The organism is Kitasatospora sp. NPDC093102 (genome assembly GCF_040683915.1).
GTDB lineage: Bacteria > Actinomycetota > Actinomycetes > Streptomycetales > Streptomycetaceae > Kitasatospora.
Genome location: NZ_JBFBFA010000007.1, coordinates 47,205 through 60,896, shown reverse-complemented (window position 1 = coordinate 60,896; position 13,692 = coordinate 47,205). Strand labels below are relative to the sequence as shown.

Here is a 13,692-nt window from a genome sequence, read left to right as displayed (position 1 = left end):
CTGCCCGGACCGCAGATCCACGACCGCCACCCGCTGGCCCTGGCCCTGTTCGGCCTCACCCTGGTCAGCGGCCTGATCGACGCCGTGAGCTACCTCGGCCTCGGCCACGTCTTCACCGCGAACATGACCGGCAACGTCGTCGTCATCGCCTTCGCCCTTGCCGGCGCGCCCGGATTCTCCGTCGCCGGCTCGCTGACCTCCCTCGCCGCCTTCCTCCTCGGCGCCGTCCTGGCCGGCCGACTCGCGACGCGGAACGCCGGCCCCCGGCAGCCCTGGCGGTTGCGCACGGCCTTCGTCCTGGAGGCCGCGCTGTACGGCGTGGCCGCTGTCGTCGCGTTCGCCTGGAGCGTCGACGGACCCGCGCAGTACGGCGTGATCGCGCTGCTCGCCCTCGCGATGGGCATCCGCAACGGCACCGTACGGGGCCTCGGCGTGCCGGACCTCACCACCACCGTGCTCACCCTGACCCTGACCGGCCTGGCCGCCGACTCCCGCCTTGCCGGCGGCACCGCCCTCCGCCAGCGCCGGAAGGTGTTCTCCGTCGCCACCATGCTCGCCGGCGCCGCCCCCGGCGCGGTCCTCGTGCTGCACGGGCAGACTGCCTGGGCCCTGGTCGTCAGCGCCGCCCTGGCCGGTGTCACCGTCCTGCTCTACCGCGAGTGAGCCGACGATCCGGCCTCGTCGCGCGCCCGCGTTCGGGGCCGTGGAACCGGCGTGGAACCGGCGGATCGGGCGGACGGTAACCTGGGGTGCCCGGCGAGCGGATCGGTCGGCCCGAGGGGGAGGAACCAGTGGCGGAGGACAGGCGGTTTCCGGCCCTGGTCGGGCGGCAGCGGGAGACGGAGCTGCTGACCGCGGCGCTGGTCCAGGCCGAGGACGGCGGGAGCGGTTCCACCGTGCTGCTGCGCGGCGACGCCGGTGTCGGCAAGAGCACCCTGGTGGCCCGGGTCGAGTGCGTGGCGCGCGGGCGCGGGTTCACCGTGCTGCGCGCGGTGGGTACGGAGGCGGAGACGGACCTCGCGTTCGGGGCCCTCCACCAGGCCTTCTGGGCGCTGCTCCAGCGCTCCGACGCACTGTCCGCGCACCAGCGGGAGGCCCTGGAGAGCGCGTTCGGCGTCCGCTCCGGGACCCCGAGCGGCTTCGCCGTCGGAGCCGCCGCGCTGGCCCTGCTGGAGGAGGCGGTGCGGACCGCCCCCGTCCTGCTGCTCCTGGACGACCTGCACTGGATGGATTCGTCGAGCGCGACCGTCTTCGCCTTCCTGCACCGGCGGTGCGCCGAGCTGCCGGTGGCGATCGTCGGCGCCACCCGCCCGGACGGACCGGCCGCCCAGACCTGGTCGGCCGAGGCCGTCGACGTCCCGGCCCTGCCCCGGGAGGACGCGGCCCTGCTGCTGGGCACCTGCTACCCCGAACTCGCGGCGCCCGCCAAGGAGCGCGTCCTGACCGAGGCGGCCGGGAACCCGCTGGCGCTGGTGGAGCTGCCGCGCCAACTGGCGGCCGCCCAGCAGCGGGGTGCCGCTCCGTTGCCCGAACGTCTGCCGCTGGGGCGGAAGCTGGAACGGATGTTCGCCGAACGGCTGGGGGCGGTGACGCCGGAGGTCGGCCGTCTCCTGCTGCTCGGCGCCCTGGCCACCGGCCCGGACTCCGGCAGCGCCGAGTGGCTCCGAGCCCTCGCGGACGAGAACGCGCGGGAGATCCTGGAACGGATCGAGGCGGAGGGCCTGGCCCGGCTCGACCCGGCCGGACACCTCGTGTTCCGGCACCCCCTGGTCCGCACCGCCGTCGTCTCCACCGCCTCCGACACCGCGCGCCGGGAGGCGCACCGCGCGCTGTCCGAGACCCTCGCACCGGACGACCCGCGACGGCTGGCCCACGAGGCCGCCGCCGCGCTGCTGCCCGACGAGGACCTCGCGCACCGCCTCCAGGAGGCCGGCCGCGACCTCGCCCACCGGGGCGGCGAGGCGGAGGGCGCGCTCCTGCTCGAACGCGCCGCCGCCCTCAGCCCCAGCTCCTGCGACCGCGTCCGCAGGCTCACCTGGGCCGCCGTGATGGCCGCCCGCGGCGGGCAGCTGCGCCACACCGTGGCCCTGGTGGAGGAGCTGAAGAGCAGTACCGTTCCGCAGGACACCGCCCCGCTGTTCTCGTACGCGGTGGTCTACGCCGACCAGAGCCACCACGTCGACTTCGAGTCCTCCGCCGCGCTGCTGCCCGCGGCCCTCGACGCACTGACCGAGCCGGGTGCCGACACTTTCGGCGGGCTGGTCGAGCAGGCCTACTTCAAACTCCTCCTGGCCGCCACCTACACGGACGACCCCTGGGCCTGGCGCGCCCTGGAACGGCACCGGGAGAACGTCTCCGAGGCGGGCCGGCTGTGCCTGCGGGCCTGGACCGACCCGGGCCCGGACGCGGCCGCCGCCCTGCTGACGATGGCCGAGGGCATGACCCAGGAGCAGGAGGCCGGCGCGGCCTGGCTCCTGCTGTGGACGGCCTCGGCGCTCGACTGCCCCGACGGCGACCTGTGGCAGCGCTTCACCGGGCTGCACGGCTACGCCACCCAGGGCTCGGTGGCCAAGGCCAAGGCCCACCAGGACTACCTGCTCGGGCACTGGGACCGCGCGGCCGTCTGCCTGCGCGAGGCCGAGATCGCGGACGAGCTCGGCTACCACACCAACGCCCTGATGTTCCGCCAGTACTACGCCCACTTCCTGGCCGGCCGGGGGGACGAGGCCGGACTGCGGGAGGTCGAGCGGGCCATCAAGCCGATCGCCACCCGCGCCCGGATGCGGTACGTCCTCGACCGCCTGACCCATCTGCGCGGCCTGGCCGCGCTCGCCCACCGGCGTTACGAGGAGGCCTACGCCCACTTCTGCGAGCTCACCCCGCCCGGGCGCCTGCCCGGCGGCCCGCCCTGGCACCACGCGCTGGTCCTCGACCTGGTGACGGCCGCCGTGCACACGGGACGGCACGAGGAGGCCCGGGCCCACCTCGCGGCCGGGGACACGGCGCGTTCGGCGAAGACCTCCGGTCGCCACGCCTTCCTGTTCGCGGCCGCCACCGCCCTGGCCGCGGACGACGACGAGGCCGACGCCGCCTACCGTGCCGCGTACGCCGTACCGGGCGCCGAGCAGTGGGTGTTCGACCTCGCGCGCCTGCGGCTCGCCCACGGCGCGTGGCTGCGCCGGCGTCACCGGCCCGGGGCCAGGGAGGCGCTGCGCGCGGCCCACCACGTGTTCCGCCGCCTCCGGGCCACCCCCTGGGCGGCGCAGTGCGAGGAGGAGCTCCGTGCCGCGGGCGACTCCGTGGCCCTGCCGCAGAACGGACCGGCCACGGGGGCGGCCGGGCTGACCGGTCAGGAGCTGCGCATCGCCCGGCTGGCCGCGACCGGTCTGACCAACAAGCAGATCGGCCGGCAGCTCCAGCTGTCGCCCCGCACCGTCGGGGCCCACCTCTACAAGATCTTCCCGAAGCTCGGCATCACCACGCGGGCCGCCCTCGCCCACGCCCTCGACGGCGGCTGACCTGCTCGAACGCCCGTCGTCCCGAGCCCGGCGACCGACCGTGCCGACACGACAGTCAGATGACCTAACGACCCACGCCGCCCGAGCCCCAGGCTGAGAGTGCAGGATCTCGGCGGAAGGACGGTCAGATGGGCGTGCGGGTGACGACCGCGTCGGTCGCGGACGACGAGAAGGCGGCCTTCTGGAGCGGAGCCGTGTCGCGGACGCTGGTGCCGCTGGAGGTGCGCCCGCTCACCGGGCGGCCGTTCGACGGGCTCCTGGAGTCGCACCGCCTCGGCTACGTGCGGATCTCCACGCTGGAGGCGGACGCCGCCCGGCTCTCCCGCACACCGGCGCTGATCGCGCGGACACCGCGCGGCGAACCGCAGGTCGGGGTCGGCGTGCAGGTGTCGGGCCGGGCCGTCCTGGAGCAGGACGGGCGCCGGGCGGAGGTGCCGCCGGGCGGGCTGGTCCTGTACGACACGGCGCGCCCGTACGCGGTGGACTACCCGCAGCGGTTCCGCACCCACCTGTTCCACGTACCGCGCCGGCTGCTGGGGGTGCCGGAGCGCGACCTGCGGAACGCGTCGGCGACGGTCGTCGGCCCCACCGAGGGGTGCGGGCCGGTGCTGCTGCCCTTCCTGGGCGTCCTCGCCGCCTCCGCGCACTCCTACCCCGCCCCGGTCGGCGACCGGCTGGCCGGCAGCGTCGCCGACCTGTTCAACACGCTCATCGCCCAACTGGCACCGGCCCGGGCGGTGGACGAGCCGGGCGCCCAGAACGCGCACCTGGTCCAGCGGGTGCGGGAGTACATCGACCGCCACCTGGGCGACCCGGACCTGTCACCCGAGAGGATCGCACATGCCCACCACATCTCCGTCCGCTACCTGCACCGGCTCTTCGAGGGCGAGGGCACGACGGTGAGCCGCCTCGTCCAGCAGCGTCGCCTGGACGCCTGCGCCCGTGAACTCGGCCGCCGCGGCCGCACCGCGCCCACGGTCTCGGCCGTCGCCCAGCGGTGGGGCTTCGTCAATCCGGCGCACTTCAGCCGGACGTTCCGCGCCGCGTACGGCGTCTCGCCGCGCGAGTGGCGCTCACTCCCGCACGACGAGACGGGCTGAGGAGCCATCGGTCCGCCCGCCGAAGGGCATGATCAGGTCACCACGGCCGGGGCACACACGGAGCCACCGTGCCCGTCGACCGAAGCCAGGAGCAAAGAGTTGTCCGACCCCACCCCCCTGCCCGACCGGCGTCCGGTGCTCGACCGGGCGCTCCAGGAGTTCCTGGACGCCCGAGCCGGCCGGCCCGCGACGGAACCGCCGGACCTCTCCTCCCTCACCCGCGACGACCTTCCGGACGTCGCGGACGGCGGGCCGGTCGGCGGCGCGTTCGAGGCCGAGGACGATCCGTACGCCACGACGTCGGAGTGGCTCGCCCTGCCCTGCGGACCGACCGGACGCGTGAACGTCCAGGTGACCAGACCCGTCGGCGCCGCCGAACCCAGCCCCGTCGTGCTGTTCCTGCCCGGCCTCGGCTGGTCGCTCGGCGACGCCGCCTGCTACGCCCGGCTGATCCGGGAGTTCGCCCTGGGCACCGACGCCGCCGTCGTCTACGTGGACTACGCCCGGGCACCCGCGGCCCGCTACCCGGTGGCCGTCGAGCAGTGCCACGCCGTGGCCCGCTGGATCCACGGGCACGGCCACGAGATCGGACTGGACGGGGGCCGGATCGCCGCCGTCGGCGACTCCGCGGGGGCCAACCTGGTGGCGGCCCTGACCCTGGTGGCCCGGCAGCGCGACGACGTACCGCTGCTCCACCAGGTGCTGCTGTGCCCGGTCACCGACGCCGACTTCGACACGCCCTCCTACCGCCGGTTCGCGACGGGGTACTTCCTGCACCGCGACCACATGCGCCGGTTCTGGGACGACTACCTGCCCGATCCCCAGCGCCGGAGGGAGGCCACCGCCGCGCCGCTGCGCGCCTCCCTCGACCAGCTCGCCGGTCTGCCGCCGGCCCTGGTGGTCACCGCCGAGGCCGACGTGCTGCGGGACGAGGGCGAGGCCTACGCGGCCAGGCTCCGCGCGGCCGGGGTCCCGGTGGTGGCGATGCGCTACCAGGGCGCCGTCCACGGCTTCCTGCTGCTCGGCGCGAGCTGCCCCACGAGCACCGCCCGCGCCGCGCTGATCCAGGCCGTCGACACCGTGCACGTCGCGCTGCACGGCCGCTCCTGGTGACCTGATCCCGTCGCCCCGACGAGGGCCCGCGCCCACCCGACACCGCGACACCGGACCGGCCGGTCCGGCCGACAGCTGTTCGAGGAGTACCGATGTCCGTCGTTCTCGACACCGCCCTGGTACCGCCCGCAGACCGCGCCGAGTACTGGCACGAGGCCGTCTCCCGCACCTTCATCCCGCTGGACGTCGCCCTGCTCGAAAGCAGGCCCGTCCCCGCGACGATCACCAGTCACAGCCTGGGTGCCACCCAGGTCTCCCTGGTGCAGGCCGGCCCGCAGCGGGTCGAGCGCGGCGCGGGGCTGATCGCCCGCGGCGGGGGGGACCACCTCACCCTGGCGCTCCAGCACCGCGGTACCGCCCGGCTCGACCAGGACGGCCGCCAGGTGGAGCTGGGCCCGGGCACCTTCGCGATCTCCGATGCCGGGAGGCCGTTCGCCAAGGAGCTTCCGGAGCCCTTCCTCTTCACGGCCTTCCACTGGCCGCGGTCGGTCGGGGGCGTCTCCGAGGAGGATCTTCGGGTGCTCACCGCGACGGCCTTCGACACCGGCGACGGCACCGCCCGGCTGGTGGCCGCCTACCTGGAGTGCCTCTCCCGGTCGGCCGACGCGATGGAGCCGCAAGTGGCCGCCTGGCTCGCCGCCACGGCGCTCGACCTGCTCGCGGTGCTCGCCCACGAGCGGCGCGGCCGGTCCGTCCCCGAGGCGCCCGAGGCGGCGCTCGCCACCCTTGCGCGGGTGAAGGACCACATCCTGCGCCATCTGGGCGACCCGGGCCTCTCGCCGGAGCGGATCGCGGCGGCCCATCACGTGTCGGTGCGGTACCTGCACAAGCTGTTCCGCTTCGAGGGGGTGACGGTGGCCCGCTGGATCCAGCGCCAGCGGCTGGAGATGTCCCGCCGGGACCTCGCCCGTCCGGGGGCGGGCCGGGCGAGCGTGGCGGCGGTCGCGGGCCGCTGGGGCTTCGTGAGTGCGAGTCACTTCAGCCGGGCGTTCCGCGCCGTTTACGGCGTCTCCCCGCGTGAGTGGCAGGCATGCGCCGGAACGGGCCTCACCCCGGCCGCCGTCCGGCTGCCCCCGCCGGGCGGTGAGCCGAGGGCGACGGGCCTGCCGTCCGGGTACGGCGTCGCGGTGTGAGGCCCACCCGGACCACCGGCCGGAGGGCGGGCGCGGCACACGGCTTCGTCGACGCACACGTATCCACCGGTGATCGGACGCCTTCGTCACACCCCTGACCGGTGTTCCACCGTCATCGAGGAGGGGTGGCCCCGGGGGAGCGGCCGTGGCCGGTCGGTGGGTCGGCCGGCGTCGCCCGAGGCGGCCGGGCCCGGCGGAAGCACGGTGTGCACGACGCGTGTGGTCACGGAGGGGTTATCGGGGGCCCGTGGCGGACGGCGTCTTCTTCCGCGCGCGGTAGGCGGCGGCCTTGATCTTGTTGCCGCAGGACTCCATGCCGCACCACTGACGGCGCATGCCCCGGGAGCGGTCGATGTAGACCCGGGTGCACTCCGGGTTGCCGCACTCCTTCATCAGGGGGACGTCCGGGCCGCTGAGGAGTTCGACCGCCTGGCGCGCGACGGTCGCCAGCGCCTGCTCGGGGGTCGCCTCGTTGTGCCGCCCGGTCACGGTGAGCTGCGGTGTCACGGGCGGCTTGCGTGCGGCGCCGTTGAGCACGGCGAGCGCCTCGCGGTCGAACGCCTCGCCGAGCCGCCGGTTGGTGACGAGCCGGTAGACGGCCTCGCGGACGGTCGTCGCCTCGCGGACGTCCTGTTCGTCACCGGGCGTGATCGTGTCCACCAGGCCACAGTCCAGGTACCAGGCGTTCAACCGCTCCGGCGTCACGAACATCTCGAACCGGATCGTGCGCCGGGCACGGAGCGTGGCCGCGAAGTCCAGGGCCGGGTGCCCGCAGACGAAGACATGGTCAAGGTTCACATCACCATGCTGACAGGTGACTGCGCAGGGGGGCAATAACGCCCGGCCCCGACAGCGTCGAGCCGCAGCTCGCGGCCCTGCCAGCGCCGGCGCAGCCAGCGGTCGTGGCTCGCGAGGACGATCGCGCCGGGACCGGTGCCGAGAGCCTCCTCCAGTTCGTCGCACAGGCGGGGGGAGAGGTGGTTGGTGGGTTCGTCGAGCAGCAGCAGTTGGGGCGGTTCGGCCACCAGGAGCGCCAGCGCGAGCCGTCGGCGCTGTCCGACGGACAGCCGGCCGACCGGCTTGTCCAGGTCCGCCGTGTGCAGCAGACCGAGCGACCCCAGTGGCACCTCCTCGGCCCGAGCCGGGCCCAGTGCCAGCGCGTAGGTGTCGAGGACGGTGCGGTCGGGCCGGTCGAAGGCGGTGTCCTGGGTGAGCAGCCCCACCGTCAGCCCGGGGCGCCGGCGCACCGTGCCCCCGGCGGCGAGGTGCCCGGCGAGCACGGCGAGCAGCGTCGACTTGCCCGTCCCGTTGCCGCCCGTGACCAGCAGCCGGTCGGCCGCGGGCACCTCCAGAGCGTCCAGCGCGAGCCGGCCGGGCACCCGGACGTCCCGGAGCGACACCAGGGGCCGCCGGTCCTGCCCGGCGTCCGTGTCCGGAGCGACGGCGTCCGCGGCCAGGGTGACGGCGTCCGCGGCCAGGGCGGCGACGGCGAACCGCAACGGGCGCGGCGGCTCGGGGACCTGCGCGCGCTCCAGTTCCGCCAGCCGGCGGGCGGCGTTGCGCACCCGGCGGGAGACCTGGTTCTGCACCCGGCCCGCCCGGTGGCCGTAACCCATCTTCTCGTTGTCGCGCGGCCCCCGGTCCGGTGCGACCAGGTGCGCGGTCACGCCGGCCGAGTGGCGCAGCTGTGCCAGCTCCTCCTGCTCCTCGGCGTACCGCCGCTCCCAGCGCTCCCGCTCGGCGCGCCGCTCGCCCAGGTAGGCGCTGTAGTTGCCGCCGTAGCGGACCGGTCCGTCCACCGCCGGGTCGAGGTCGACCAGATGGGTGCAGACGGCGTCCAGGAACGCCCGGTCGTGGGCGGCGACGACCACGGTGCCGGGCAGTTCGCGGATCTGCTCCTCCAGGAAGGCGGCGGCGCCGTCGTCGAGGTGGTTGGTCGGCTCGTCCAGCAGCAGCGCGGACGGCCGTCGGACGAGCAGTGCGGCGAGGGCCAGCCGGCCGCGCTGCCCGCCGGACAGCGAGCCGAGCGTGCGGTCGTGCCCGAGCGCGCCGAGGCCCAGCCCGTCGAGGACCAGGGCGGCGCGGCGGTCGGCGTCCCAGGACTCCCGGTACCGGGCCTGTTCCAGCCGCCTGCCGTAGGCGTCCAGGAGTTCCGTGTGGCCGGGGGTGGTCTCCGGGACACGGGCGATCTCCGCACCGAGCCGGTCCAGTTCCGCGAGGTCGTCGCGGGCCTCGCGCAGCGCGTCGTCCAGGACGGCGGCGACGGTCGCGTCGGCCCGGAAGGGCATCTCCTGGTGCAGGAAGCCGAGGTCCGCGGGACGCGAGACGCTCCCCGCGTCGGGTTCGTCCACGCCGGCGAGCACCCGCAGCAGGGTGGACTTGCCGGCGCCGTTCTCCCCGATCAGGCCGATCCGGTGGCCGGGGGCGGCGCTCAGGCCGACACCGTCGAGGACGCGCCGGCCGCCAAGGTTGCGGACGACGTCGTGGGCGAGCAGGGCGTGCTGGAGCACGGGGATCCTTGATCCTTCCGACGTGAGGGGTGGTGGGCCCGCCGGGCACGGAGCCTCGGGCGCGGGCCCGGTCGCACGTCGGCGGCTCACACCGCGGGCGCCCCGGTCTCCTTCAGGGTGCCGTCGGCCAGCCGGAGCCAGCGGTTGACCCCGATCTCGGCGAGGAAGCGCTCGTCGTGACTGACCACCAGGAAGGCGCCCTGGTAGGAGTTCAGGGCGCTCTCCAGCTGGCCGGCGCTGACCAGGTCGAGGTTGTTGGTCGGCTCGTCGAGCAGCAGCAGGTGCGGGGCCGGCTCCGCGCACAGCACGCAGGCCAGGGTGGCGCGCAGCCGCTCGCCTCCGGAGAGCACCCCGACCGGCAGGTGGGCCCGGGCGCCGCGGAAGAGGAAGCGGGCGAGCAGGTTCATCCGTTCCGTCTCGGGCCGCTCGGGGGCGAACGCGGCGAAGTTCTCCGCCACGGTGCGGTCGAGGTCGAGCAGGTCCAGGCGCTGCGAGAGGTAGGCGATCCGCCCGTCGTTGCGCTTGATCTCCCCGCTGTCCGGGGTGAGTTCGCCGGTGACCAGGCGCAGCAGGGTGCTCTTCCCCGCGCCGTTGGGCCCGGTCAGCGCGATGCGCTCGGGGCCGCGGACGCTCAGGTCGACGCCGCCGTCGGCGAACACCGGCCGGCCGGCGTGGTGGACCTGTAGGCCCTCGCCGAGGAAGAGGTTGCGTCCGGCGGGCACCTGGGTGTCGGGCAGGTCCAGGGAGAGCCGCTGCTCCTCGCGCAGGGCGCGTCCGGCCTCGTCGAGCCGGGCCTTGGCCTCGCTGACCCGGGCCGCGTGCATCTGGCCGGCCCGGCCCGCGGACTCCTGGGCGCCGCGCTTCATGTTCCCGGCGAAGATGCGGGGCAGGCCGGCGTTCTTGAGGTTGCGGGCGGCGTTGCTCTGGCGGCGCTCGGCGCGTTCGCGGGCCTGCTGCATCTCCCGCTTCTCCCGCTTCAGTTCCTGTTCGGCGTTGCGGACGTTCTTCTCGGCGACCTCCTGTTCGGCCCGGACGGCTTCCTCGTACGCGGTGAAGTTTCCGCCGTAGAAGCGCAGTTCGCCGTTGCCGAGTTCGGCGATGTGCTGCATCCGGTCGAGCAGCGCGCGGTCGTGGCTGACCAGCAGCAGGCAGCCGTTGAAGTCCGCCAGCACGTCGTGGAGCTTGTGCCGGGCCTGCGCGTCGAGGTTGTTGGTCGGTTCGTCGAGCAGCAGCACGTCGGGGCGCTTGAGCAGCTGGGCGGCGAGGCCGAGGGAGACGATCTGGCCGCCGCTGAGCGTGCTCAGACTGCGGTCCAGGGTGAGGTCGGTCAGGCCGAGGCGGTCGAGCTGGGCGCGGGTGCGCTCCTCGATGTCCCAGTCGTCGCCGATGGTGGTGAAGTGCCGCTCGTCGACGTCCCCGGACTCCACGGCGTCGATGGCCCGGACGATCTCGGCGATGTCGAGCACCTGGGCGACGGTGAGGTCGGAGGTCAGGGGGAGGTTCTGGCGGAGGTAGCCGAGCCGTCCGGTGACCGACACCGAGCCGGTGGCGGGCTTGAGTTCGCCGGCGATCAGCTTGAGCAGGGTGCTCTTGCCGGCACCGTTGGGGGCGACCAGTCCGGTCCGGCCGGCGGGCACGGTGAAGGACAGGTCGTGGAAGACCGGGGTGTCGTCGGGCCAGGCGAAGGAGACGTTCGAGCAGACGACGGCAGCGTCGGACATGGAAGTGACCTCGAAGGGAATGAGGGCAGGACTTGGACCTCTGCCCTGGGCAGACATGGGGGAAAAGGGGTACGACGAAACGGACCACCTCGGCGGCGCTCCTGAAGCACCGGCCGGTGGCCGTCAGATCCGGATCTCACCCGGAGATGTCGTCGTCACCCGCCACGTCTGCCACTCCTCGATCACACGACTACAGGTCGCGCCCACCCTAGCAGGCGCCGCCGGCGGCCGGGAGGCCGGACAGGTGTGCGTCCCGGCGGATGCCGACCGGCAACTGCCCTTCGTCGCAGCCCCTTTCGCCCCGGCCCCGCTCGGTGCGGCGCGCGGGTCGTCTCGTTGACAGGCCGGACGCGACCGTGCCAGCATCGTCACCAGTTGAACCGGTGATGGCGCTGAAAAGGCTCGACCGTGCTCACACGTGTGGATCCGCCCGTGACCGGGCCGGCCGGAGGGTGGCGGCCCGCCGGGATCGTCGCCACCTCGAAGGAGCGCACTGACCATGGCGGGAAAGTCGAAGCAGAGGACCGAGGGCGCACCCGTGGGGCGGCGCTCGGTGCTCGGGGTGGCTGCCCGAGCACCGGACGGACGCCTGAGCGCGCCGACCCGTCGTCACCGTCTCGACCGGTGGGACCTTTTCGGCCGCCTCTGTTCCACCCCCTGTTTCGACCCACCCCTGCCCGGACGCCGGACACGTGATCCTTCGCTGCCGGGCGCACACCCACGTACTTGGACGGGATACCCATGAAGCGATTCCTGATCGTGCTCGCGACCGGTGCGGCGCTGGCCGCGGTGAACCTGCCGACGGCGACAGCGGAGTCCCCGTACGGCTCCGTGCCCGCGGCGTCCGGCTGTTCGGCGCCGGCCGTGCAGGCCCCCTCCGGCGCGGCGGTGGAGTCCGTGACGGCGGTCCACCGGGACGGCGGCACCATCGACGGAACCGGGGTGGTGGGCGGCACGGTCACCGGGGTCCCCGCCTTCTGCGAGGTGACGGTCACCCTGACCCACCCGGGCGACAACGACCACGCCAAGGTCTCGACCTGGCTCCCCGTCAGCGGCTGGAACGGCCGCTTCCAGGCGCTCGGCGGGAGCGCCTTCGCGGCCGGGGACAACGGCGTCGGGATGGGCACCGCGGTCAAGAACGGGTACGCCGCGACGACCACCGACGGCGGGCTCGCCGATGCCGTCGACGTCACCTGGGCGCTGAACGCCGAGGGGCAGGTCGACACCGCGCTGCTGAAGAACCTCGCGTCCCGCTCCCAGCACGAGGCGTCGATCGTCGGCAAGCAGGTGGCCGCCGCGCACTTCGGCAGGCAGGCCTCCTACTCCTACTTCAACGGGTGCTCCACCGGCGGACGCCAGGGCTACATGGAGGCCCAGCGCTACCCCGACGACTTCGACGGCATCCTCGCCAACGCGCCCGCCGTCAACTGGGACGAGTTCGAGGTCGCCACCCTGTGGCCGCAGGTGGTCATGAACAACGAGAAGACCTACCCGTCCGCCTGCGAGTTCAAGGCCTTCACCGACGCCGCCGTCGCGGCCTGCGACCTGCTCGACGGTGCCAGGGACAACCTGGTGAACGACGCGTCGCGGTGCGACTTCGACCCGCGCCGGCTGATCGGCACCAAGGTGCTCTGCGACGGGAAGGAGCTGACCATCACGGCGGCCGACGCCGCCGTGGTGCGCAAGATATGGGACGGTCCGCGCACCGCGTCCGGCCGGAAGCTGTGGTCCGGCGTCCCGGTCGGCGCCGACCTGGCAGGGCTGGCCGGCACCGCACCCGACGCCAGCGGCCAGGTGAAGGGCGCGCCGTTCCCGGTGCCCCGGCTCTGGGTCACGACCTGGCTGAAGAAGCAGCCGTCGTTCGACGTCTCGACGATCACCTACGACCAGTTCGCCCGGCTGTTCGAGCAGTCCCGGACCGAGTACGGCCGGATCATCGGCACCGACGACCCCGACCTGTCCGCCTTCCGCGACTCCGGCGGGAAGCTCCTGACCTGGCACGGCCAGGCCGACCAGTTCATCCCCGCCCAGGGCACCGTCGAGTACCGCCGGCAGGTCGAGCGGAAGATGGGCGGCACCGAGCGGGTCGACGACTTCTACCGTCTCTTCCTCGCCCCGGGCACGGTCCACTGCGGCCTCAACAAGGGCGACGGCACGACCGACGACCTCGCCGCCCTGACGGCCTGGGTGGAGCAGGGCAAGGCGCCGCAGACCTTGCCCGCCACCCTGATCGACGCGTCCGGGCGGAGCGTCGACCGGGACCTGTGCCGCTACCCCGAGGTGTCCCGCTACCGGGGCCACGGCGACCCGGCCGCCGCCTCCGGCTTCCGCTGCGTCCTCCCCTCCCGGCACTGATCCCCTCCGGTGCCGTCCCGGCCCGCGCCCGATGGCGCGGGCCGGGTCTTTTTGCGTCGGCCCTTTTGCGTCGGAGGATTTGCGTCGGCCTCTTCGTGCCGGCCGGCGCGGGCGGGTTCGCCGGACGGGCCGCCTTCCGGCCGTCCCTCCGGGGCGCGTCGGCGTCCGCACCGGCCGGCCAGGGACATGGCGAAGGGGCCGACAGCTGGTGCTGCCGGCCCCTCGGGAATCGCCTCCTGCGG

Annotated in this window: 9 protein-coding genes; 6 read left to right on the top strand and 3 right to left on the bottom strand. The window is 74.3% G+C overall.

What is annotated here, in order from left to right; genetic code table 11:
- From AB0O11_RS12415 to AB0O11_RS12395, 5 genes are all read left to right on the top strand, one after another.
- Window positions 1–663, top strand: coding sequence for a YoaK family protein (locus AB0O11_RS12415; protein ID WP_363385484.1), 663 nt, complete (start codon window positions 1–3; stop codon window positions 661–663).
- Between the two features lie 128 nt (window positions 664–791).
- On the top strand, window positions 792–3,518 hold the full coding sequence (locus tag AB0O11_RS12410) for a LuxR family transcriptional regulator (protein WP_363384867.1): 2,727 nt from the start codon (window positions 792–794) through the stop codon (window positions 3,516–3,518).
- 128 nt (window positions 3,519–3,646) lie between these two features.
- Entirely contained in the window at window positions 3,647–4,618 is a 972-nt protein-coding gene (locus AB0O11_RS12405) for a helix-turn-helix domain-containing protein (protein WP_363384864.1), read from the top strand.
- Window positions 4,619–4,717: 99 nt separating this feature from the next.
- On the top strand, window positions 4,718–5,731 hold the full coding sequence (locus AB0O11_RS12400) for an alpha/beta hydrolase (protein WP_363384861.1): 1,014 nt from the start codon (window positions 4,718–4,720) through the stop codon (window positions 5,729–5,731).
- A gap of 92 nt (window positions 5,732–5,823) precedes the next feature.
- The gene (locus tag AB0O11_RS12395; RefSeq protein ID WP_363384859.1) at window positions 5,824–6,864 is read left to right on the top strand and encodes a helix-turn-helix domain-containing protein; all 1,041 of its coding nucleotides are present in this window, start codon (window positions 5,824–5,826) and stop codon (window positions 6,862–6,864) included.
- A gap of 234 nt (window positions 6,865–7,098) precedes the next feature.
- Here the strand turns inward: AB0O11_RS12395 and AB0O11_RS12390 are convergent, their stop codons facing one another.
- The 3 genes from AB0O11_RS12390 to abc-f all read right to left on the bottom strand — a co-directional run bounded on the left by AB0O11_RS12390 (window position 7,099) and on the right by abc-f (window position 11,095).
- Window positions 7,099–7,662: a CGNR zinc finger domain-containing protein gene (locus AB0O11_RS12390; protein ID WP_363384856.1), complete on the bottom strand. Its 564-nt coding sequence runs from the start codon at window positions 7,660–7,662 to the stop codon at window positions 7,099–7,101.
- Window positions 7,659–9,374, bottom strand: a complete 1,716-nt coding sequence (locus AB0O11_RS12385; protein ID WP_363384854.1) for an ABC-F family ATP-binding cassette domain-containing protein — start codon at window positions 9,372–9,374, stop codon at window positions 7,659–7,661. Before AB0O11_RS12385 ends, AB0O11_RS12390 begins: the two co-directional genes overlap by 4 nt.
- Window positions 9,375–9,460: 86 nt before the next feature.
- On the bottom strand, window positions 9,461–11,095 hold the full coding sequence (gene abc-f / locus AB0O11_RS12380) for a ribosomal protection-like ABC-F family protein (RefSeq protein ID WP_363384851.1): 1,635 nt from the start codon (window positions 11,093–11,095) through the stop codon (window positions 9,461–9,463).
- Between the two features lie 741 nt (window positions 11,096–11,836).
- On the opposite strand from abc-f, the gene AB0O11_RS12375 reads away from it, so the two are divergent.
- Window positions 11,837–13,450: a tannase/feruloyl esterase family alpha/beta hydrolase gene (locus tag AB0O11_RS12375; RefSeq protein WP_363384849.1), complete on the top strand. Its 1,614-nt coding sequence runs from the start codon at window positions 11,837–11,839 to the stop codon at window positions 13,448–13,450.
- Window positions 13,451–13,692 lie beyond the last annotated feature (242 nt).